Annotated in this window: 19 protein-coding genes; 6 read left to right on the top strand and 13 right to left on the bottom strand. The window is 34.4% G+C overall.

The features are described from left to right. Positions 1 to 226: 226 nt before the first annotated feature. Positions 227 to 1,012, top strand: coding sequence for a THC0290_0291 family protein (locus H601_RS0103210; protein WP_026710161.1), 786 nt, complete (start codon positions 227 to 229; stop codon positions 1,010 to 1,012). Positions 1,013 to 1,072: 60 nt separating this feature from the next. Here H601_RS0103210 and H601_RS0103205 read toward each other — a convergent pair whose 3' ends face one another. Further along, the gene (locus H601_RS0103205) at positions 1,073 to 2,218 is read right to left on the bottom strand and encodes a cystathionine gamma-synthase (RefSeq protein WP_026710160.1); all 1,146 of its coding nucleotides are present in this window, start codon (positions 2,216 to 2,218) and stop codon (positions 1,073 to 1,075) included. 134 nt (positions 2,219 to 2,352) lie between these two features. Between H601_RS0103205 and rbfA the strand changes: the two genes are divergently transcribed. Both rbfA and H601_RS0103195 read left to right on the top strand, forming a co-directional pair. Then, positions 2,353 to 2,745 (top strand): 30S ribosome-binding factor RbfA, encoded by a 393-nt coding sequence (rbfA, locus tag H601_RS0103200; RefSeq protein ID WP_026710159.1) that lies wholly within the window; start codon positions 2,353 to 2,355, stop codon positions 2,743 to 2,745. Position 2,746: 1 nt separating this feature from the next. Then, on the top strand, positions 2,747 to 3,949 hold the full coding sequence (locus tag H601_RS0103195) for an ABC transporter permease (protein WP_026710158.1): 1,203 nt from the start codon (positions 2,747 to 2,749) through the stop codon (positions 3,947 to 3,949). Here H601_RS0103195 and dusB read toward each other — a convergent pair. Next, the gene (dusB, locus tag H601_RS0103190; RefSeq protein WP_026710157.1) at positions 3,946 to 4,944 is read right to left on the bottom strand and encodes a tRNA dihydrouridine synthase DusB; all 999 of its coding nucleotides are present in this window, start codon (positions 4,942 to 4,944) and stop codon (positions 3,946 to 3,948) included. The two genes, H601_RS0103195 and dusB, sit on opposite strands and share 4 nt — an antisense overlap. Positions 4,945 to 5,216: 272 nt before the next feature. Here dusB and lepA point away from each other — a divergent pair, with 272 nt between their 5' ends. Next, complete coding sequence (gene lepA / locus H601_RS0103185; protein WP_026710156.1) at positions 5,217 to 7,013, top strand: translation elongation factor 4; 1,797 nt, start codon at positions 5,217 to 5,219, stop codon at positions 7,011 to 7,013. Positions 7,014 to 7,147: 134 nt separating this feature from the next. Here the strand turns inward: lepA and H601_RS16885 are convergent, their stop codons facing one another. Continuing rightward, positions 7,148 to 7,552, bottom strand: a complete 405-nt coding sequence (locus H601_RS16885; protein ID WP_276976168.1) for a 1-phosphofructokinase family hexose kinase — start codon at positions 7,550 to 7,552, stop codon at positions 7,148 to 7,150. Then, positions 7,528 to 8,076 (bottom strand): 1-phosphofructokinase family hexose kinase, encoded by a 549-nt coding sequence (locus H601_RS16880; RefSeq protein WP_276976165.1) that lies wholly within the window; start codon positions 8,074 to 8,076, stop codon positions 7,528 to 7,530. Before H601_RS16880 ends, H601_RS16885 begins: the two co-directional genes overlap by 25 nt. Before the next feature lie 245 nt (positions 8,077 to 8,321). Here H601_RS16880 and thiL point away from each other — a divergent pair, with 245 nt between their 5' ends. After that, entirely contained in the window at positions 8,322 to 9,368 is a 1,047-nt protein-coding gene (gene thiL, locus H601_RS0103175; RefSeq protein WP_026710155.1) for a thiamine-phosphate kinase, read from the top strand. 1,044 nt (positions 9,369 to 10,412) lie between these two features. Here thiL and H601_RS0103170 read toward each other — a convergent pair. The 9 genes from H601_RS0103170 to H601_RS0103120 form a co-directional block, all read right to left on the bottom strand. Then, on the bottom strand, positions 10,413 to 11,078 hold the full coding sequence (locus H601_RS0103170; RefSeq protein ID WP_035655452.1) for a response regulator: 666 nt from the start codon (positions 11,076 to 11,078) through the stop codon (positions 10,413 to 10,415). Between the two features lie 99 nt (positions 11,079 to 11,177). Continuing rightward, complete coding sequence (locus H601_RS0103165) at positions 11,178 to 13,196, bottom strand: tetratricopeptide repeat-containing sensor histidine kinase (protein ID WP_156900333.1); 2,019 nt, start codon at positions 13,194 to 13,196, stop codon at positions 11,178 to 11,180. A gap of 89 nt (positions 13,197 to 13,285) precedes the next feature. Further along, positions 13,286 to 13,477, bottom strand: a complete 192-nt coding sequence (locus H601_RS16450; RefSeq protein WP_156900332.1) for a hypothetical protein — start codon at positions 13,475 to 13,477, stop codon at positions 13,286 to 13,288. Positions 13,478 to 13,708: 231 nt separating this feature from the next. Next, positions 13,709 to 14,806, bottom strand: a complete 1,098-nt coding sequence (locus H601_RS16000; protein WP_084139919.1) for a LytR/AlgR family response regulator transcription factor — start codon at positions 14,804 to 14,806, stop codon at positions 13,709 to 13,711. 305 nt (positions 14,807 to 15,111) lie between these two features. Beyond that, on the bottom strand, positions 15,112 to 16,653 hold the full coding sequence (locus tag H601_RS0103145; RefSeq protein ID WP_026710152.1) for a glycine--tRNA ligase: 1,542 nt from the start codon (positions 16,651 to 16,653) through the stop codon (positions 15,112 to 15,114). 97 nt (positions 16,654 to 16,750) lie between these two features. Further along, on the bottom strand, positions 16,751 to 17,386 hold the full coding sequence (locus H601_RS0103140) for a DUF6705 family protein (protein WP_026710151.1): 636 nt from the start codon (positions 17,384 to 17,386) through the stop codon (positions 16,751 to 16,753). A gap of 10 nt (positions 17,387 to 17,396) precedes the next feature. Beyond that, positions 17,397 to 19,028 carry a hypothetical protein gene (locus H601_RS0103135; protein ID WP_026710150.1) on the bottom strand — a complete coding sequence of 544 codons (1,632 nt, stop codon included), beginning with the start codon at positions 19,026 to 19,028 and terminating at the stop codon, positions 17,397 to 17,399. A gap of 220 nt (positions 19,029 to 19,248) precedes the next feature. Next, positions 19,249 to 19,848, bottom strand: a complete 600-nt coding sequence (locus tag H601_RS0103125; protein WP_026710149.1) for a DUF6705 family protein — start codon at positions 19,846 to 19,848, stop codon at positions 19,249 to 19,251. Between the two features lie 17 nt (positions 19,849 to 19,865). Then, positions 19,866 to 21,440, bottom strand: a complete 1,575-nt coding sequence (locus H601_RS0103120; protein ID WP_026710148.1) for a hypothetical protein — start codon at positions 21,438 to 21,440, stop codon at positions 19,866 to 19,868. A gap of 330 nt (positions 21,441 to 21,770) precedes the next feature. On the opposite strand from H601_RS0103120, the gene H601_RS0103110 reads away from it, so the two are divergent. Then, positions 21,771 to 22,322 (top strand): ComF family protein, encoded by a 552-nt coding sequence (locus H601_RS0103110; protein ID WP_245571604.1) that lies wholly within the window; start codon positions 21,771 to 21,773, stop codon positions 22,320 to 22,322. Positions 22,323 to 22,340: the final 18 nt, after the last annotated feature.

The raw sequence follows: 22,340 nt of genomic DNA, 5'->3' as shown, positions 1-22,340 counted from the left end.
TTGTTGCGACAAATATACATTTTATTAAAATATAGGTATAATTTTTTTTAATTTATCAGTAGAATTATGCTTTTTTTAAGATAAATCAATATTTTCAAAAATTATCAATACGTTTTAAAACATTTTTTAGTTTTTTTCGTATATATAGAAGTATTTATTCATTTTATTTTACAAGTGAATTATGTTTTTATATATTTGTCGAGAATTGAATTTAAAATCTATGCAAATGCCCAAATATCTAATTTATACTTTGTTATTATTTGGTTTTACCAATTTAGCGAATGCACAATTCGGTTTTTCTCATGAAGTGGGAGCAATTACTGGTCCTGTAGCTTTTCAGTCTGACTATGGTGTCAGAGGAGATGCAGCAACTAATTTTGGTAATACCGGTTTTGGGATTGGATTAATTCATTACATGAACTTTTCTTATCGAGCTGATTGTAATTGTTATGCTACACCTACTTATTTTAATGACCACTTTAAATTAAGAAGTGAACTCTCATATAATAAAACCAATTTAGAACACTACGGAAAATGGGTTGACTCAAAGAAAAATTCCATTATTGCTCAACAACTCAGAGGAATGAAAGGAAGTACTTCGGTCACTAATTTAGGAATGCAATTGGAATATTTTCCTTACAGTATCCGTGAATTTTCTGCTACACCTGGTGCATTGGGGCCTTTTGTGAGTTTAGGAGCTCAATTTAGTTATTATAATCCAAAAGCCTATTCAACTCTAGGTCCTGGACTTGGAGAATTATTGGATGTTACACCTGTAAAGTATATTGATGGTGTAAGCAATGACGGCGGAACCGTTTGGTCGGTTGTAGGAAGTATTGGAACTCGTTACAAATTAACTGTTTTATCAGATTTAATGATTGATTTACGTTGGCAATACTATTTTTCCAATTGGGTAGATGGTTTGAATCCAAACCCAGATGTGTACAAGGAAAACAGAGCAAACGATTGGCTTGTTTGGCTTAACTTCGGTTATATTTACTACTTAGATTAATCTACCTTAAATAAGAAAAAATCCCGTCAACTCATTTATCGTTTGACGGGATTTTTTATTTTATCTGAAAGCCTGTTCAATATCAGCCAATAAATCATCAATGTCTTCTACTCCTACACTCAATCGAACCAAGTCGTCTGAAATTCCAATTTCTTTACGTTTTTCTTCCGGAATCGATGCATGTGTCATCAAAGCCGGATGATTGGCTAACGATTCAACTCCGCCTAATGACTCGGCTAACGTGAATACTTTTACTTTTTCTAAAAAGGAAATAGCATCCGCTTTTTTACCTGATTTGAAGGTAAACGAAACCATTCCTCCAAAGCCTCCTATCATTTGTTTTTTAGCAATGGCATGAAAAGGATGATCCGGTAATCCCGGATAAAACACTTTATCAACATCCGGGTGATTGCTCAAAAACTCGGCAACTTTCATTCCGTTTTCGCAATGTCTTTGCACTCTAAGATGTAGGGTTTTGATTCCTCTCAACACCATATAACTATCTTGTGGTCCTAAAGTTCCACCTGTTGCAAATTGTGCAAAGTGTAATCTTTCGCCTAATTCAGTATCTTTTACAACCAAAGCTCCGGCAATTACATCCGAATGTCCGCCTAAATATTTGGTTGCCGAATGCATTACGATATCAGCACCTAAATCCAATGGTTTTTGAAGATAAGGTGTTGCAAAGGTATTGTCAACGGCAAATAATAATTTCTTTTCATTTGTAATCTTGGCAATCGCAGCAATATCTGCCAATTTCATCAATGGATTGGTTGGCGTTTCCACCCATACCAATTTTGTGTTAGCATTGATCAACGACTGAAATTTTTCCAAATTATTCATATCAACAAAATGGAACTTAATGCCAAAATCTTGATAAATACGGGAGAACATACGGTAGGTTCCACCATATAAATCGTCCATAGCAATTACTTCGTCGCCGGGTTTAAGCAATTTTAAAACAGAATCCGTTGCCGCCAATCCGGAAGCAAAAGCTAATCCACGAACACCATTTTCGATACTTGCTAAGGCATCTTCTAATGCTTGACGAGTTGGATTTGCTGCTCTGCTATATTCGTAATGATTAATGGGCACACCCGGACTTTTTTGAGCAAATGTTGATGTGTTATACACCGGTGGCATTACTGCTCCCGTACTTGGATCGTGGTGTTGATTACCATGTATTACTTTTGTATTGAATTTCATAAATAAAAATATTTGTGCAAAGATAAGAAGTTAGCCATTATAAATTTTCGAACCTATTCCTAAAGATTCGATAAAATAGTTGTTTCCAATTCATTTAAAATTCAAAATCGCACAAAAATCTTTACTTTTGCAAGATGGAAACAAACAGACAAAAGAAAATAGGAACCGTTTTGCAAAATGATTTGGTTGATATTTTGCAAGGAGAAGTGCGTAAAAACGGAATCACTAATTTGATTATTTCCGTTTCAAAAGTATCGGTAACTACCGATTTATCCATTGCTAAAGTATATTTAAGTATTTTTCCACCTGAAAAAGGTCCTGAACTTTTAGCGGCGATTAAATCAAACACCCCGTTGATTAAACATGATTTATCCCAACGCGTGAAACTTCAGTTGCGAAAAGTGCCCAACTTATCCTTCTATATTGATGATTCTTTGGACTATATCGAAAAAATTGACAAAGCATTATCCGGAAATGAAAACCCAATTGAAAATCCGGAACTTTTAATCAAGAGAAAAAAATCGTAAGGTGAAATTTCCGCTTTACATAGCCAAACGTTATTTGTTTAGCGGTAGTAAAAATACTGCTATAAATATCATTACCATTATTGCTTCCGTTGGAATTATAGTGGGAACCATGGCTCTGTTTGTAGTAATGTCAGTTTTTAGCGGATTAAAAGATTTTAGTCTTTCTTTTACTAATGATTTTGATCCTGATATAAAAGCTTTTGCTAAAGAAGGAAAAACGATTCTCATTACACCTCAACAAGAAGCGGAAATCAATACTATAGAAGGTATTGCTCATTACAGTAAAATTATAGAAGAGCGTGCCCTTTTTACTTTTAACGGAAAAGACCAACTATCTAACATCAAAGGTGTAGATAAAAATTTTCACTTGGTCAATCAAGTAGAAAAAACCATTTTTCAAGGGCAATGGATAGAAGAAGATACCGAGCAAGTTGTAGTGGGTTATGGCATTAGCCAAAAACTTTCGATGGGTCTATTTGATTTGGTGAATGTGTTTGAAACCTTTGTTCCTAAACCCGGAAAAGGAACAATCGATTCGCCTGAAGGAGCTTTTAATCGTTCTGTTTTAGTGCCGGTTGGATTTTATTTTATCAATGAAGATTTGAATCAGAAATATGTTTTTACCAATTTAAGTATTGTGCAAGAATTATTGGATTATCAACCGAATCAAATTTCCGGAATCGAATTTAAACTTACTCCTGATGCTGATGAAAGTGAAGTAATGGAAAAGTTAGAAGGTGTTTTCAAAGGTGCCATTACACTAAAAAACAGAACGCAACTCAACGAATCGCTATACCGTATGTTGAATACCGAAAACTTGATTTTATACCTTATCTTTTCATTGGTAATTGTAGTGACTTTGTTCACGCTAATCGGTGCGATAATCATGATTATCATTGAAAAAAAATCCAATTTAAAGACGCTACTTAATTTAGGAGCAGAAGTAGCTAGTTTACGTAAAATATTCCTTCTTCAAGGATTTTTAATTTGTATAATTGGTGGGATAATTGGATTGATTTTAGGTATAGTTGTTACCTTATTACAACAAAAATTTGGATTCATCATGATTAACCAAAGCATGCCTTATCCGGTTCGATTTACTTTTGCTAATTTATTTATTGTATTGCTAACCATTTCTGCTTTAGGGTTTTTTGCTTCATGGATAGCTAGCAACCGAGTGAATAAAAAATTATTCGACAATTAAGTTTTGACTATTTGATAATCAGCATACACCTGAGTAATTTCGTCAAAAACATCCATCAAAGCCATAGCTCCGTCGGTGGTAACTAATTTTTGTTTGTAGTCTTTAAAACCATGAATACCTTTGAAATAATTGGTGTAGTGACGACGCATTTCGAAAATTCCAACGCGTTCTCCTTTCCATTCCATGGACCAAATTAAATGATTTCGAGCCGCTTCGATGCGGTCTTTCATCGTAGGTTCCGGTAAATGTTCTCCGGTTCTGAAATAATGTTTGACTTCGTTAAAAATCCACGGATAACCAATGGCAGCACGACCAATCATCATGCCATCCAAACCATATTTATTTTTGTATTCTAACGCTTTTTCGGGCGAATCAATATCACCATTCCCAAAAATAGGCATCGTAATTCTAGGATTATTTTTTACACGAGCAATATGCGACCAATCGGAATGACCTTTGTACATTTGAGCACGAGTTCGTGCGTGAACCGTTAGTGCTTGCACACCAATGTCTTGTAAACGTTCGGCAACCTCATCAATATTAATGGAATTTTCATCCCAACCCAAACGGGTTTTTACCGTTACCGGAAGATTAGTACCCTTAATTACTGCTTTGGTTAAACGAATCATTAAATCAACATCTTTTAAAACACCGGCACCGGCACCTTTGCACACCACTTTCTTCACCGGACAACCAAAATTAATATCCACTAAATCGGGTTGAACAGCATCTACAATGCGGGAAGACATTTCCATTGCTTCTTCGTCACCTCCAAAAATTTGGATGCCAACCGGACGTTCGTAATCAAAAATATCGAGTTTTTGTTTGCTTTTTATGGCATCCCTAATCAAGCCTTCGGACGAAATAAATTCAGAATACATCAAATCAGCTCCGTGCAATTTGCACAAGCGACGAAACGGCGGATCACTCACGTCTTCCATCGGAGCAAGAAGTAAGGGAAAGTCGGGTAAGATGATATTTCCGATTGTTGGCATTGAATTTTTTTTTTTGCAAAGATAGGGAAACGGGTGAGGTTTGCAAAATGGGATAAATCTAAACCTGACAGGTTTTGAAAACCTGTCAGGTTTAACCCCTTTAAAATCCAAAACTTTGCTTTATATTTGCACACAATTCTCTTAGGAGCAGGGTTTGCGTTAGGGATGGGAGCGGCATCCTTTTATAGTCCCGATAGCTATCGGGAGAACAAAAGATATAGCGGACAGCCCGACCCTTGTGGTAACGCCCAAAAAATTTGAATTAAACGAAGATGAAGAACATACGAAATTTTTGCATTATTGCTCACATTGACCATGGGAAAAGTACACTGGCCGACCGATTGCTGAGTGCTACTCAGACTGTGACGGCTCGTGAGGAAAAGGCACAGTTGCTGGATAACATGGATTTGGAGCGTGAACGTGGGATTACGATTAAGAGTCACGCGATTCAGATGGAATATATGTACAAAGGCGAGAAATATATTTTGAATTTGATTGATACGCCCGGTCACGTAGATTTTTCGTATGAAGTATCGCGTTCAATTGCCGCTTGTGAAGGGGCTTTGTTGATTGTGGATGCGGCTCAAAGTATTCAGGCTCAAACGATTTCCAATTTATATTTGGCTTTGGAAAACGACTTGGAAATTATTCCGGTGTTGAACAAAGTGGATTTGCCTAGTGCTAATCCGGAAGAAGTGAGTGATGATATTATTGATTTATTGGGTTGTGATTTAGAAGATATTATTCACGCTTCGGGTAAAACCGGTTTTGGAGTGGAGAATATCTTGGCTGCGATTATTGATAAAATTCCGCCACCAAAAGGTGAAAAAGAAGAACCGTTGCAGGCGTTGATTTTTGACTCGCATTACAATCCGTTTCGTGGTATTGAAGTTATTTTCCGAGTGAAAAACGGAGAGATTCGAAAAGGTCAAAAAATTAAATTTATGGCCACCGGTAAAGAATATTTTGCCGATGAAGTAGGTACGTTGAAGTTAAATCAAGTTCCAAAAGACGTGATTTCTACGGGTGATGTTGGTTATTTGATTTCCGGAATTAAGGAAGCCAAAGAGGTAAAAGTGGGTGACACGATTACCGATGCCAAAAACCCAACGACCAATATGATTACCGGTTTTGAAAACGTAAAACCGATGGTTTTTGCCGGAATTTATCCGGTGGATACCGAAGATTTTGAAGATTTGAGAGCTTCGATGGAGAAATTGCAACTAAACGATGCTTCGTTGGTTTTTGCTCCTGAAAGTTCGGCTGCTTTGGGTTTTGGTTTCCGTTGTGGATTCTTAGGAATGTTGCATTTGGAGATTATTCAGGAACGTTTGGAGCGTGAATTCGACATGACGGTGATTACAACGGTTCCTAACGTTTCGTATTTGGCTTATACCAAAAAAGAACCGGATACAGCGATTATTGTAAACAATCCTTCGGACTTGCCGGAACCTTCTAAATTAGACCGTGTGGAAGAGCCATTCATTAAAGCCACCATCATTACTAAATCGGATTTTGTAGGGAATGTAATGAGTTTGTGTATCGAAAAACGTGGTGTAATTACCAATCAAACTTATTTAACGACAGAACGAGTAGAGTTGAATTTTGATATGCCATTGGCAGAAATTGTATTTGATTTTTATGATCGTTTGAAAACGGTTTCTAAAGGATATGCTTCGTTTGATTACCACCCAATTGGTTTGCGTGCTTCAAAATTGGTAAAATTAGATGTACTGTTGAATGCCAACCAAGTGGATGCTTTGTCGGCTTTGATTCACGAAGACAATGCGTATAATATTGGTAAGAAAATGTGTGAAAAACTGCGTGAATTGATTCCGAGACAACAGTTTGACATTCCGATTCAGGCCGCTATTGGTGCCAAAATCATTGCTCGCGAAACAATTAAAGCCTTGCGTAAAGACGTGACTGCTAAATGTTACGGTGGAGATATTTCCCGTAAGCGAAAACTGTTGGAAAAACAGAAAAAAGGTAAAAAGAGAATGCGTCAGGTTGGTAATGTAGAGATTCCACAAGAGGCGTTTATGGCGGTGTTGAAGTTGAATGATTAGGAAAGGTGCTGAGTTACTGAGATGCTGAGTGGCTGAGAAAATATAGGAGAACCCAATGACGAGAGTTGTTGGGTTTTTCTTTTGAATTCTACCTCTTTAAATAGTTTCATTTTTCATTTCATGTATGAAAAATATTATGCCTGTAATTCTTTAAATAGTTTTTCTACATCTTCCTTTCTGAAAAGTTGTGTGCCTTCGTTCATCGTAGCGGCTGTTCCACAACTAACGCCAAATTGAATGACTTCTTTGAACGTTTTATTTTGGGATAACGCATAAACTATTCCACCAACCATACTATCACCAGCACCAACAGTGCTTTTCTTTTCTACTAAAGGAGCTTTAACAAAATGCGTTTCGTCTTTTGTTACCAAAATGGCTCCTTCTGCTCCTAATGAAACAACAACAATTTCTACACTCCCTTTTGCAATCAAATGTTGGGCTGCTTGTTCTACTTCTGGTAATTCTAATCGTTCCACTTCAATTAATTTGGCTAATTCACCAATATTGGGTTTGATTAAATATACACCGGTTTCCAACATTTAACCAACGCTTCTCCAGATGTATCCATAATTACTTTTACATTTGATTTCTTTGCAATCTCAATAATTTTCTGATAAAAATCTGACTCTAATCCTTCATTCAAACTTCCACTAATGACTAAATAAGAGGTGTTTAATTCGCTAATTGTAGACAATATTTTCTGTTTTTCTTCTTCTAAAAAAGCATTGCCCGGAAATCCGAATCGATATTGAGCTTTGCTTACATTTTCAAAAGCAATAAAATTTTCTCGAGTCCAATTTTTGGTTTTTATGATATAACTTTCAATTTTTTGATTAGCCAGTAATTCTTCTAATAATGCTCCCGACGAACCCCCAGAAGTAAACACACAAAGCGAATTCCCACCCAATTTAGAAATGGCTTTAGAAACATTGATTCCGCCTCCACCCGCATCATACCGTGGTGTTTCACATCGAATTTTCTTTTCAGGAATCAGTCCTGTAAAATGTGTAGATTTATCCAAAGACGGATTGATGGTAAGTGTGGTAATGACGTGTGCTTTCATCGTAAAAAAATTAAGTAATGTAAAGGTGCAAAAAAATATTGTTTTTTACTTTAACAATAAATTTCACTTCATGAATAAATCATATTCTATACCTGATAAAACTCAAGTCAGCAAAAAATATAACTGCTGTTTTATTTAATAGCAATACAAAAAGACTATGAAATCCTTCCATTAATGTGCGTTCAAATTAATCGGATTTACATCTTTCCTAAAATCTTCCTACCTTTGCCCTTCATAAAAACACTATGTTAGAAGAAAAATCACCCCAACGCACTTCCATCGCTCAATTGGGCGAATTTGGCTTAATTGACCATTTAACGAAGGTTTTTGAAATCAATCAGTCATCCACTATTAAAGGAATTGGTGATGACGCCGCAGTTTTAGATTTCAAGGATAAAAAAACCGTTGTTTCTACCGATTTATTAATTGAAGGGGTGCATTTTGATTTGGCGTATATGCCGTTAAAACATTTGGGTTACAAAGCTGTGGTGGCGAATGTATCTGACATTTGTGCGATGAATGCAACTCCAACCCAAATCACCGTTTCCATTGCGGTTTCTAATCGTTTTCCACTCGAAGCGTTGGAAGAATTGTTTGCCGGAATTACGCTTGCTTCAAAACATTATAACGTAGATGTGATTGGTGGCGATACCACTTCTTCTCAAAAAGGATTAATTATTTCTATCACGGCATTAGGCGAAGCAATTGCAGAAGATATCGTATATCGAAGTGGAGCCGCAGCGAATGACTTGTTAGTAGTTACCGGCGATATCGGTGCGGCATATATGGGTTTGCAAGTGCTTGAACGCGAAAAACAAGTCTTTCAAGTCAATCCCAACAACCAACCGGATTTAGATAATTATACGTATTTAATCGAACGTCAATTGAAGCCTGAAGCTCGAAAAGATATCAAAGAATTGTTAGAAAAACTGGAAGTAAAACCTACTTCGATGATTGATATTTCCGACGGACTTTCCTCTGAAATCATGCATCTTTGTAAACAATCTAATGTAGGTTGCACGATTTACGAAGAGAAACTTCCGCTCGACCCACAATTAATTGCTGTTTGCGAAGAATTCAATATCGATAGCACTACAGTCGCTATTAACGGCGGCGAAGATTACGAATTGTTATTTACGATTGCTTTGGAAGACTATGATAAAATCAAAGGAAATCCTAATTTAACCGTAATTGGTCACATGGTGAAAGAAAGTGAAGGCAAACATTTGGTAACGCGAGCCAATCAAAAAATAGAACTCAAAGCCAGAGGCTGGAATGCCTTAGCAGAATAATAAAAAAAGCGATAGTTGGGGCTATCGCTTTTTTTATCTAAACCTTTAAAAAACAGTAGCTCTTTTATGAAATAAACCTTTGTTGGGGCAAAAGGGTGGTATTTTAATTCGATTTAGCTACTCTGAACGTCCTTGGGTCAATATCTTTAATTATGAATAATTACCTTGTTATTGATGATGTAAAGATATAGCTACCTACTAGATATTTAAATACGGTTTTACTCAGAATGTGTTACGGGTTTCACCCTTTGTTGTTGTGGTTTACCGTAAACCTAACTGAGCTACAAATTCACTGAATATATTTGTGGTAATTTCAACCAACTTCATGCAAATAAAAAAAAGCAATGCCTTGGGGTGCATTGCTTTTTCTTTTGTTTTTGTAAGTAAGTAGCGTTTGTTTTTGAATAAGATCTTTCGTTGGGGCAAAAGGGTGGTATTTCTTTTTCGATTAGCTACTTATTACGTTCTTGGGTTAGTATTTTTTTGATGAATAATTACCTTGTTTTTGATGATGTAAAGATATATCGACCCACTTGATATCTAAATACGGTTTTACACAGAATGCGTTACGGGTTTCACCCTTTTTTGTTGTGGTTTACCGTAATATTGATTCTGACTGAAGATTCGTTGTTTGATTTTTAATTTTTTCAACCTCACCCCTCCCGATAGCTATCGGGACTCTCCAAAGGAGAGGGGAGCAAGTTCATTCAAAATTCGTGATAATTAGTGAAATTCGTGGCTAGAAAAAAAACAGCCGATGTACTTTGTAGCAACACCTACCACTTTATTCAACAAAAAAAGCAATAGCTTGGGGACTATCGCTTTTTGATTTCTTGAGCTTCCGGTGTGTAGGTTAAGCCAAAGGGGACTTATAAAAGGGTGGCAACGGATGACTCTTGATTCCTATTTCCATATAAAGGAAATTCGGTTAATAAACTAACTCATGACAAAAGTAAATTGATTGTCAGACAATTAGTTACGGTTAACCGTATTTTTTTGTGTGGTTTTATACCGATTTGTTTACGGTTTTGAGTCGTTTTGGGTTTAAATGAGCCCTTTGTTTTTGGCTTCTGTAATCAATTCAACATCACTGCCGCCTTTCACACTAAGGGTTTCCTTTAAATTCAATTTTCGTTTTTCTATCGCACTTAGCGAAAGTGGAACAAACCCCGGTAAATCTTTAGTTTTTACTCCTTTTGACAAATGAAACAGAATTTGTTTATCAAATTCATCTACTTGAAGGTTTTCATATTGTGATTGACTGACAAATTTTACGACCGTTTGGCTGTAATAATTGTCGTTTTTCAATATTCTGTCAAATGCATTCAACAATTCATCAAAAGTTAAATCGTTTTTGATAATTAACCCATTCGGATTAATTTCTTTGATGATAGAATTGATTTTTATCAACTCTGTATGCATGGTTAGCAATATGATTTTACAATCCGGCATGTGTTTGCGAAGCAGTTTGGCCAAATCTTCTCCCGACATGATGTTTTTTTCCTCATAAGCCGGCATGCTAATGTCTAGAAACGCAATATCAAATGCTTGAGTTGCATTCATGATGGTTTCATAAGCCGTTTTACAATTGTTGGCTTGCGTAGTGGTGTAATCAAAATTATTTACGCTGTAGCTCTTTAAAGCGTTTTTATAGGCTTCAATAATAAAAGGATGGTCATCAACAATAATAATCTGGTAGTTCTTTGACATGATTTGCAAGAATGAGTTAATTTCAGTCAAATATAAAAAAGAAAAACACTTTTATACCACCTCAAAAAGATATGTTTCAAAAATATATTAACAGTTTTTTTAACTACCATGTATAGGCAAATCAATACTAATACTCGTTCCTTTGCCTTTTTTAGATTTGATTTCAAGTTTTCCTTTACAGGTTTTTACACGAGATTCTATGTTTTGAAGGCCGATGCCTTTGCTTTTTCTTGAAGTATCAAACCCAACTCCATCATCAATAACGGAAACATGAATGTTTTCTGCATCTTTTACAATCGCTACCGATACGTTTTTGGCCTCCGCATATTTATTTATATTTTGCAATGCTTCCTGAATAATACGGTACACGTTAATTTTGATATTGTTGGGAACGCTATCCCAATTGATGACACTGTCAATGGTATAAGAAAAATAAACGGTGTCTTTTAGCAGTTTTTGTTCTTCAAATAAATTGGTAATAATCGCCACGAAATTGTTAATCAACGCAAAACGTTCGCGGTTCAATTCATGCGAAATTTCACGAATATCCTGTTCAATGTATTTCAACTCATTAATATAGTGGTTTCTAATTTCGATGCCTTTCTCGTCATCACGTCTGTTGGCACTATCCAGGTTTAATCGAGCTCCAAACAAACGCCCTAATACACCATCATGCAATTCTTGACCTATGCGTTGCTTTTCTTTTTGCACACTTTCATCCATCATTTTTTGTTGGGAAAGCATCAAGGCAAAAATTTCTTCATTGGCCCGCTGCTGAGACTCTTTTAATTTAAATTGGTAATTGCGGCTTCGCTGATCCTTTACAACATACAATAAAATAATCAACAAAAAACCTAACAAAGAAAATACAATAATGTTTTGATTTTGTGCCGACAACCGCTCTTTTTGGCGTTTGAATTCGTCGGTTTCGTATGCGATACGAGCAAATTTTTCTGAAACTTGTCGTTCCGCTTGTAATAAACTATCCGTCAAATTAATCTGCTCTTTTGAAAGTGAACTCTCATTATCAGGATCTACTTTGCTCAATTGTTGAACTGAAGTTAATCGAAGATTTAAAATATTCGTTTTTCTGGCTAAATCATATGCTGCTTGAGCATAATATTTAGCACTATCTGGAATGCCTTTGGCTTGATAATATTCGGATAAATTGATTTTACTATTTACAATTTCAGGAGTAAGATTGAAATTTTTTCTGATTTTTAAAGGTTCTAAAAAATCTCCAGGTAAACCAGAAAAATCACCAAGTTTTAATTTTGCTTTTGCTTTGTTGTCTAAAATGGTAGCATAAAGTTCCGGAAATTCAATTTTCAAATTCGAATCTTGATTAGCTTGATTAAAATAGTTTAATGCCTCTTTGTATTTACCGGATTTTAAATTTAAAAATCCTAAATTATTTAAAGAAATAGCTTTTGATTGATATTGTCCAAGATTTTCTAAATTTTCCTCTCTTGCTATCTTGTATGCTTTTTGAAAATATTCATCTGCTTTTTCATAGTCTTTCGTTTCAACACAAGCTAGTCCTAAAGTACTGTTTGCCTCATATTCCAATAATTTATTATTAGCTAGACGGATATAGGTTAAAGCCATTACGGCAGACTTTTCACTACCAAGGTAATCTCTGGCACGAAATTTAGCGGTTGCCATTTTTACATGCATCCTACCAATACCAATATTATCTTTTATACCAAAATAAACTTTTTCAGCATTTTGATAATAAATAACAGCACTATCCAATACAACTTTATCAGTGTAGTAATCCCCTATATAACTGTAAGCTCTTGCTAAATAAAAAGAATCTTTAGCTTCAATGGCATCATTAATTAATTCAAAAGATATGGTTTTATATTTTTCTTTATTTCCTAAATTATAGTAAATAAAACCAACATAAACTTTGTTCTTAAAATACAATGAGTCTTTCGGTAAAACATTAACAAGACTTTCTGCTTTAACTAAATGCTCTAATGCTTTAGCTTCTGGTAATTCATAGTTGTTCGCTTTTTCAATAAACAAACTTATGCTGTCTTGTAAACTCTTATTCTTTTCTTTAATAAAAGAATGATTTTCACATGACAACAACACTAAACAAAATAAAAACAAAAAAAATCTTTTCAATACTTCTGATATTTACATCAAAAGTATTAAAAAGATTTAAAATATAATAAAGTTTTAAACTTTGTCTATAAGAATTATTGAATAACCAATACTTTTCTTCCTCCTCCTAATGATCCACCATCTCCGTTTTCAGAAACTTGGATAACCAAAACTTTTCTTCCTCCTCCTAATGATCCACCATCACCATTTTCAACTGGTGCAGTAAAATCTGTAGAAGAAACTGAAGTAAACATAAATAATCCTAATAATGCGAAAATTGTTTTCATGGTATTTTTATTTTTGTAAGTTATTTTAAGTTGAATTTGGTTGAGTCGCTCATTTAATATACTATATGTTTGACTCGGATGTAAAATGAAATGAACCGAACGTGGACACCTTTCATTCACGATGTAAAAGTAGTATGATGCTCCCTTACCACCAATGAAATCAAGGGGTTTGAAGTAGAATGTATTCGTTTGAGTGTGGATTAATAAATTATAAAGGTGGATGAATCGCTTTTAAATGTCTTTAAAATCGATTCCGGCGAGTTGAGAAAGGATTAATTCCACATTTTCTTTATAACTTTTGGAAAATGGCACCTGCGTTTTGGAATTTTTGATATAAAAAACCGCATTTCCGGTATGGACTCTTGAAACAAAATTTTTGTTCACCATGTAACTATTATGTATTCTGAAAAAATTGTGAGGCAGGTTTTCTTCAAAATATTTTAGGGTTTTAAATGCTGTAACCGATTCTCCATTATATAAAGTAATGTCGGTCGAATTGTTGTCCGCTTTTAAGTAAGCAATCTCATCCAATTCTAAAAAACGATAATCACCGTAGGATTTTATACAAATTAAATTGCGGTGTACACCTTCTTTCGGCTCTGTTATAGAATGACTATTTACCTTTTTCAATTCCTCAATAATAGGTTCAACAGAAAAAGTAGTCGTTTGTGGTAGTCTATCTGAAATAACAGCCACTAATTGGTTCGTTATTTCAGCGGTATCTATAATTGGTGTTTCTATCGTTTGTTTTTCCAAAATGGCTTCTTTCAAGGAAGTTAGTTCCATTTTCAACAGTTCAATCAATTCCTTAAATCCATCATGATGAGCAATTGGCTGAATAATCGGAGGATTTACTATTTCTTCTGTAACTACTGTTTGTTCTGTTTTTGCTTCTGCTTCTTGAACCGGTGCCACTTTTCTTAGTTCCGGATTCAAGCGAATAACCGGCACTTCGTGGTTTTTTTGAAAACGAAACAATAATTTCCGAATGTCATTAGCGGAAAAAGGTTTTACCAAAAAATCTAACACATCATATTTCACCGCTTCAACAGCTTTGGTTGAATCGTGTGAAATTGCAATAATTTGAGGTACTTTTTTTAAATAACGATGTAACTCATTGATCAATGACAAAGAAAGTTGAGATGAAGTTGATAACGGATTAATTTCCAGGAAGATAAAATCAGGTTGGTACGTTAAGACGGCATTTAACCCATCCTCATACGTTGATGCCGTTGCCAAAAGCTGAAAATTGGAAAATTCAGCCATAATCGACTGAATCTTCAACACGCTTTTGCTGTCGTCATCTAAAATGAGGTAGGTGTACATCATAACACTACAAAACCAAACCAATTACGTTAAGGAAAAAAATCCTGTACTTGAATCGTTAAAAAAATATGATTTGTAGGTTAAAATGTATAAAACAGGGCGGTTTTAGTACACTGCAATGTTAATTATAATAAACAAAGGAAAATGATTCCGTTTTTTATAATTATTAACAAACATAAGTTAAAAAATATTCGAAAAAAAACAACTGACAAACCTTTCGATAAGGTGTAAAAAATCTCGTTTAATAACAAAGCCCAAGTACAATTTTAATGGTACTTGGGCTATTTATACTTGTAAATGTATTCCGTTTACATTTTCATTAACCAATTTCGCATCGAAACATCATTAGCAATAATGTCTCTTAGTTCCGAAATCTTTACGCGATCTTGTTGCATTGAATCTCTGTGACGAATGGTTACGGTTTCATCTTCTGCAGTTTGATGATCTACCGTGATGCAAAAAGGAGTTCCTAACGCATCTTGTCTTCTGTAACGTCGCCCTACCGCATCTTTTTCGTCATACGCTACGTTGAAATCCCATTTTAATTCTTCTACTATTTTTCTTGAAATTTCCGGTAAACCATCTTTCTTTACCAAAGGTAAAATAGCCGCTTTAGTGGGTGCCAAAACAGATGGCAAACGCAAAACGGTGCGAGTTGAACCGTCTTCTAAGGTTTCTTCCACTAACGAATTGGAGAAAACAGCCAAAAACATACGATCTAAACCAACCGAAGTTTCTACTACATACGGTACATAATTTCTATTTTCCTCTGTATCAAAGTATTGCAATTTTTTACCGGAATATTGTTCGTGAGCTTTCAAATCGAAATCAGTACGCGAGTGAATTCCTTCTAATTCTTTGAAACCAAATGGGAAATTAAATTCAATATCCGCTGCTGCATTGGCATAATGAGCTAATTTTTCGTGGTCGTGAAAACGGTAATTTTCTTTGCCTAAACCCAGTGATAAATGCCATTTTAAACGGGTTTCTTTCCAGTATTCGTACCATTTCATTTCTTCACCCGGTTTTACGAAAAATTGCATTTCCATTTGTTCAAATTCACGCATACGGAAGATGAACTGACGAGCTACAATCTCGTTTCTGAAGGCTTTTCCGGTTTGAGCAATTCCGAACGGAATCTTCATACGACCTGATTTTTGTACGTTTAAGAAATTCACGAAAATTCCTTGTGCCGTTTCCGGACGCAAGTACAAATCCATCGCAGAATCAGCAGAAGCTCCTAATTTGGTGCCGAACATCAAGTTAAACTGACGCACTTCCGTCCAATTGCGAGAACCGGATTCGGGACAAGCGATTTCTAATTCTTCAATTAACGCCTTTACATCGGCCAAATCTTCATTGCCTAACGAACGAGCCATTCTTTCCAAAATCTCGCGTTGTTTGGCTTTGTATTCCATTACACGAGCATTAGTAGTCACAAATTGTCCTTCGTCAAACGCATCGCCAAAACGTTCTCTGGCTTTGTCGATTTCTTTTTGTGCTTTTTGATTTAATTTTTCGGCATAATCCTCAATTAAAACGTCGGCACGGTATCTTTTTTTCGAATCTTTGTTGTCAATCAACGGGTCGTTAAACGCATCCACGTGACCGGAAGCTTTCCAAGTGGTGGGGTGCATAAAAATCGCAGCATCAATTCCCACGATGTTTTCATGCATTTGTACCATTGATTTCCACCAATATTCTCTAATGTTTTTCTTTAATTCTGCACCGTTTTGGGCATAATCATAAACGGCACTCAAACCGTCATAAATTTCACTCGACGGAAAAATAAATCCGTACTCCTTTGCGTGTGAAATTACATTCTTAAAATTATCTTCTTGTTTTGCCATAATGGTGCAAAAATATAAAAAAGATTAGATTGGCGGGAGGCGGAACAAAAAAACTGCCCCGAAAGGCAGTTTTGGATTATTGTTTGAGTAAAATATTTTAATCTAATGGTGGTGCTACAGTTGAAATTCTTTCTATACCCAAACCTATATTCCTAGGAAAATTTGGAACAACTTCCTGAACGCCACATGTATTCATTATTAATCCATTTGTACACAATGCCACAGCAGCTAAATTATTACTAACGGAAACAAACTCACAAGCAGTACCCATTGCAGGTTTTAATTGGTCATGAAAACATACTATTCTAGAAAAATCTCTAAAAAACATAGATGTTGGCTCATGTTGACTAATTGGTTTTGTTGGTGTCATGCCTATACCTCCAACTGCAACACTAAAACTAATTGAATTAAAATTTTCAATTAGTTTTATTCTTGTATTAAGTAACTCAATGTTATTTTCTTTGTAAATATAATATCCAACAATAACGTCTCTTTTATAAGCATCTCCTCCTAAGGTTTTTTGATTTACACCTTCTTGTTTGTATAAATAAATGAATAATTCTCTACCGTTACCATCATGCCATCTCCATATACCGGCATAATCCTCTAAAATATTGTTGACATCTTTAAAATATTTATCTTTTCTTTCACTTCCATATTGTTCTAATGGTACGATTGTAAATTGTGCATTACAAAAGTTTACAAGGAAGCATAAAATTATAACTTTTTTCATGTTTTAAATTTTAATTACAATCCACCAATTGAATTGTATTGTTATTATTTACTTGAACTTTTCTCCATTTTGGATTTAAAACATTAGACTCGTATAATTCTAATGCTACATTGTGTTTTTTTAACATTTTTGCAAAATTATCTCTATTTAAATTTTGAGAATTTGCAAAAGTTATATTTGACATATCTTGTTTGTATTCATGTGCTAATGTTTCACCTAATTCATATTCACCAGACTGTTGATTTATAAATAATATATTTCCAAAATCAATAAAGCTGTTTTTATTTGTAATTTGTAATTGAAACATCTTTCCTTGATAAACCATAATAAACAAGAAGCTGTCATACTCTTGAACATGGTTATTTTTTAACATTGTCCATAATGTAAATATATCTGCATCAGAAAACATATTAATTGAATTTTGTATTGGTTGGGGCTGAGTTACTGGAATTCCCCCAATCATCCAATTCAAACCAAAATTAAAAAAATGGTTATGCATAAAACCATTAAACTTTGAGTTTGGTTCTAAATTAAATGTGATTTGTAAAGTGTTTGGCGGTGAACTAAATTGAGTGAATTGAGTGTTATAATTAGTATTAGTAGGATTAACATCTTTCATTAAAACTCCTATTTCATTTCTTGTATTTGGAGGTAATATATTGGAAGCATTATTTAACTCATTAACTTTATCAGTAAATGAAGTATCATTTAATCTTTTCTTTAGTTTTTTACATGGATTATTTTGACTTTCATTATCATCCATTATCCCAATTGCACCAAATGAACAACAACCATTTTCATTGTAAGTTTCGGTTTGGTTTAAATCCTTATTTATTTTTCTATTACTTGCAGTACTCCAATCAAATTCACCTGTACAAGTATTCAATGTAAAAACAAAATTCTTTAAATGTGTTCCTGATGGAGTTGTCATATATCCTGGTACAGAAAAAACAACCACGCCACAAGGTTCTCCATCTTCTAAAATATGACCAGAACCTCCTCCAGAACTTCCACCTGGATCATTACCAAAACCTGAATCACTACTTACTGTACCTCCACCAGGAGTTTCAGTATAATCACCCGGTATAACATCTAATTCCACACCATCATTTGGAAATTCACATAAACAAGGATTAGACAAAACATAACTGGTAGTTGTACCATGAAAACTGTCTAATTGTTTCTGACCGCTTCTATATAATACTGCAAACTCAGGTGCCATTTTATATTTTATTAACTGAACTATGGTTTTGTCAACCTTATCCACCATCACCAAATTAAAAAAAGTATAAAAATCTTTTTCCGGATGGTCCAGTTTAAAGGTATATTTTGTGCCAAAAACATCCTGAACGGCTAAAATTTCATCGGTTAAGATGGTGCCTATTCCGGTTTCATAACTCTCTGTAACATTTCCACCTGTTCGGGTGGCGTATCCTAATGCTTTAAAAAGTTTATCTATTACTTTTCCTTTTGAGCTCTCAGCTACAAAATACGATTCTACTTGAGGAACTTCTACTTTAAAAGGAATTCCTTTTGTTGAAATTGATTGTTCGATTTCCAATTCCTCTTTTTGGCATCCATAAAGATACACCAAAAATAAAGCCAAGGCAAAAATGCCTCCCGTTTTTAATTTGTGTTTCATATTGATTAGGTTTAAAATTAGTCGCGTAAAATGGCTAACTTCAAAAGGAAAAGTGATTTTGGAAGAGTTGTTAAAACAATGTGGTTTTCGTTTAACTGATTCAAATTTGCAAAAAAAAAAAAAACGATTTTGGTAAAAAATAGTTAATATTTAACAATATTTTAACAAGAAGGATGTTTTTTTATTAAACAAAAAAACTGCCCCGAAAGGCAGTTTTGGATTATTGTTTGAGTAAAATATAAGTACCATGTGGAACGGTTGGCTTTGGATTAGGTGGAGAACCTTCTTTCCTAGTTGTAGAATATCCGTGAATAAATAATTTTAAAGCTTCTTGATTATTTACTGTAATCCTTCTGATAAATACAGCACTTGTATAACCAGTTATAGGATCATTTAAACCAACTCTTAATCTTATTTCGTTTGGCAAGCACTCATCACAACGAGGAGAAATATTACTATCAATTATTGAATTGCCATCAATGTTATGTTGCCATTTATATTGCAATGTTTGATTAAAATTTGGTAAAGTATTAATTTGATTGCCGTTTTGATCGGAATATTCATATTCACCAATAAGTAAATCTTCATAATACTTCCCGTTAAAGGCCATTACTGTTTTTTGAAGTACTATTTTAAAATAAACTCCATTTGAATTTAGTAGATAAGTACCCGTAAATGGGTCTAAAAGTGAATTTGTGTCCTGATAGTAAGCCCCATTTTGAGGATTTCCTTTGTTGTCATCCAAATCCAAAACTGGATACTGTGAATATGCATTAAATGATGATAAAAACACAATTAAAATAAAAAATAAATATTTCATTTTGATAATTTTTAAGGTTAATTACAGGGTATTTTTGTTTTTGAAGATGACGGAAAGATTGGGTCATCATTATTATTAACTAATTTTATTTCATTCCACTGACTTAAATCATCATTACTATCGTACAAAGAAATACCATAATCTTTAAAATATTCTAAAAAAGCTTTTTCTAAATCATTTAAATTGGCTTTAAAATATTTTCCTAATCCTACATGTATATTATCAATTTTTTCACCTTCATTATTTCCGGGGGCATTTGCTAAATCATTGATAATTTTATTTTTTAGTACATCCGGTTTATTGATTTTTATAACATACGTTTTAGGTTCCCATGAAAATCCAACTTTTACATAGCACACTAATGCATAAAACACTATGTCTTTTGTTGATGGAGCAGTATCTTGATATAAATCAGATAAAACTTTTACATCACCCCAAGAAAACATTGAATAACCAGATATTGGATGAGTATGTGCAGCACCATAGTAAAAACCACCTGTTGAATGCTCTATGGTCAAATTATCTTGAGGTTGAGTAGAAGCATAACTAGTGTAATTATTCCCTACTCTTTTGAAATCTCTGCCAAATTCTGCACTTTCAGAAAGTTTTGTTTTCAGATAATCTATTCTGGGTTTAATGTTAGTTAATGTATCATTTGTTAAATTTTTTAATTTTAAACAAGGGTCTTCTTTATTATCATCCATTATCCCAATTGCTCCAAATGAACAACAGCCATTTTCATTGTAAGTTTCGGTTTGGTTGTTATTGTTTTTAGAAGTTTTTTTACCTTTATTTAATTGTGTTATTATTCCAGTGCAAGTATCTAGTGTATAACGTTTTATTTTTTCATGAATAGATCCATCAGGATTAACAGAAGAAAAATCTATTGTAAAGGAAATTAAGAAGCAATAAGTTGATCCACTTCCACCTGAGCCGCTAGAACCACTTGAATCACTTCCCGGCCCTATTCCTGATGGTCCAGTACCCGCAACAGTACCGCTACCACCAGAACCTCCTGGTGTATAATCTCCCGGATAAACGATTTCTGGCTCACCTTCATTTGGAAATTCACACAAACAAGGGTTCGTAAGAAGCGTAGTTGCAACTGATCCATCAAAATCATCAACTGTTTTTTGGTCACTTCTATACAAATTGGCAAACTCCTCTGTCATGATATATTTCTTCAACAACACTACAACTTCTTCTCCCTTATCCACCATCACCAAATTAAAAAAAGTATAAAAATCTTTTTCCGGATGGTCCAGTTTAAAGGTATATTTTGTGCCAAAAACATCCTGAACGGCTAAAATTTCATCGGTTAAGATAGTGCCTATTCCGGTTTCATAACTCTCTGTAACATTTCCACCGGTTCGGGTGGCGTATCCTAATGCTTTAAAAAGTTTATCTATTACTTTTCCTTTTGAGCTCTCAGCTACAAAATAAGATTCTACTTGAGGAACTTCTACTTTAAAAGGAATTCCTTTTGTTGGAATGGGTTGTTCGATTTTCAATTCCTCTTTTTGGCATCCATAAAGATACACCAAAAATAAAGCCAAGGCAAGAATGCCTCCCATTTTTAATTTGTGTTTCATATTGGTTAGGTTTAGAATTTGTCGCGTAAAATGGCTAACTTCAAAAGGAAAAGTGATTTTGGAAGAGTTGTTAAAACAATGTGGTTTTCGTTTAACTGATTCAAATTTGCAAAAAAAAAAAAACAATTTTGGTAAAAAATAGTTAATATTTAACAATATTTTAACAAGTAGATTGTTAACTTTATTTCTCAATATAAAGACATGCTCAACTCCATTATCGATATTTTTTTTCCAAAAGTATGTTACGCTTGCCGTTCCCCGTTTGTGGAAAGCGAGACCGTAGTTTGCACCGAATGTAGGCATGCTTTTCCGCTCACGCAACACACGGAAATGGAAAACAATGAAATGTTGAAAAAATTTTATGGCAAGTTGCCGGTAGAACATGCTTCTGCTTTGTTGTATTTTCATAAAAAAGGAATTGTACAAGAATTGATTCACCACTTAAAGTACAAAGACAAGCAAGAAATAGGCACTTTTTTAGGCGAATGGTATGCTGAAGAATTAAAAGCCGTTCATCAACACCACCGTTTTGACGGAATAATTCCCGTTCCTTTGCATCAAAAGAGAATGCGGGAACGCGGCTACAATCAATTGACTACTTTTGGTCAAGCACTCTCAAAAACACTTCAACTACCCTTTTATGAAACTATTTTACGCCGAGAAAGTTATGCCGTAACCCAAACCAAGAAGAGTTTTTTTGAACGCATTGATGACCCTAAAACAAAATTCACCGTTACTTTTTCTGAATCTGATCACAACAAACATTTTTTACTCATTGATGATGTCATGACCACCGGAGCCACCCTTGAACAGTGTGGAAAAGCTCTTTTATCGATTCCGGGAACCAAAATTAGTATTGCTTGTCTGGCTTACACACACTAATAGAAGTAAAAGAAAACC

Source organism: Flavobacterium filum DSM 17961, assembly GCF_000425465.1.
GTDB lineage: Bacteria > Bacteroidota > Bacteroidia > Flavobacteriales > Flavobacteriaceae > Flavobacterium > Flavobacterium filum.
Note: the sequence above shows the minus strand (reverse complement) of the source record. Positions and strands in the feature narration are given on the sequence as shown.

Coding starts and splice junctions, on each gene's coding strand:
- H601_RS0103135 (WP_026710150.1), bottom strand. CDS start 19,028: ATGAAACACAAATTAAAAACGGGAGGCATTTTTGCCTTGGCTTTATTT.
- H601_RS0103205 (WP_026710160.1), bottom strand. CDS start 2,218: ATGAAATTCAATACAAAAGTAATACATGGTAATCAACACCACGATCCA.
- H601_RS16000 (WP_084139919.1), bottom strand. CDS start 14,806: ATGATGTACACCTACCTCATTTTAGATGACGACAGCAAAAGCGTGTTG.
- H601_RS0103125 (WP_026710149.1), bottom strand. CDS start 19,848: ATGAAATATTTATTTTTTATTTTAATTGTGTTTTTATCATCATTTAAT.
- H601_RS16885 (WP_276976168.1), bottom strand. CDS start 7,552: ATGTTGGAAACCGGTGTATATTTAATCAAACCCAATATTGGTGAATTA.
- H601_RS0103110 (WP_245571604.1), top strand. CDS start 21,771: ATGGAAAACAATGAAATGTTGAAAAAATTTTATGGCAAGTTGCCGGTA.
- H601_RS16450 (WP_156900332.1), bottom strand. CDS start 13,477: ATGAAAACAATTTTCGCATTATTAGGATTATTTATGTTTACTTCAGTT.
- thiL (WP_026710155.1), top strand. CDS start 8,322: ATGTTAGAAGAAAAATCACCCCAACGCACTTCCATCGCTCAATTGGGC.
- H601_RS0103140 (WP_026710151.1), bottom strand. CDS start 17,386: ATGAAAAAAGTTATAATTTTATGCTTCCTTGTAAACTTTTGTAATGCA.
- H601_RS16880 (WP_276976165.1), bottom strand. CDS start 8,076: ATGAAAGCACACGTCATTACCACACTTACCATCAATCCGTCTTTGGAT.
- H601_RS0103170 (WP_035655452.1), bottom strand. CDS start 11,078: ATGTCAAAGAACTACCAGATTATTATTGTTGATGACCATCCTTTTATT.
- H601_RS0103120 (WP_026710148.1), bottom strand. CDS start 21,440: ATGAAACACAAATTAAAAATGGGAGGCATTCTTGCCTTGGCTTTATTT.
- H601_RS0103210 (WP_026710161.1), top strand. CDS start 227: ATGCCCAAATATCTAATTTATACTTTGTTATTATTTGGTTTTACCAAT.
- lepA (WP_026710156.1), top strand. CDS start 5,217: ATGAAGAACATACGAAATTTTTGCATTATTGCTCACATTGACCATGGG.
- rbfA (WP_026710159.1), top strand. CDS start 2,353: ATGGAAACAAACAGACAAAAGAAAATAGGAACCGTTTTGCAAAATGAT.
- H601_RS0103145 (WP_026710152.1), bottom strand. CDS start 16,653: ATGGCAAAACAAGAAGATAATTTTAAGAATGTAATTTCACACGCAAAG.
- dusB (WP_026710157.1), bottom strand. CDS start 4,944: ATGCCAACAATCGGAAATATCATCTTACCCGACTTTCCCTTACTTCTT.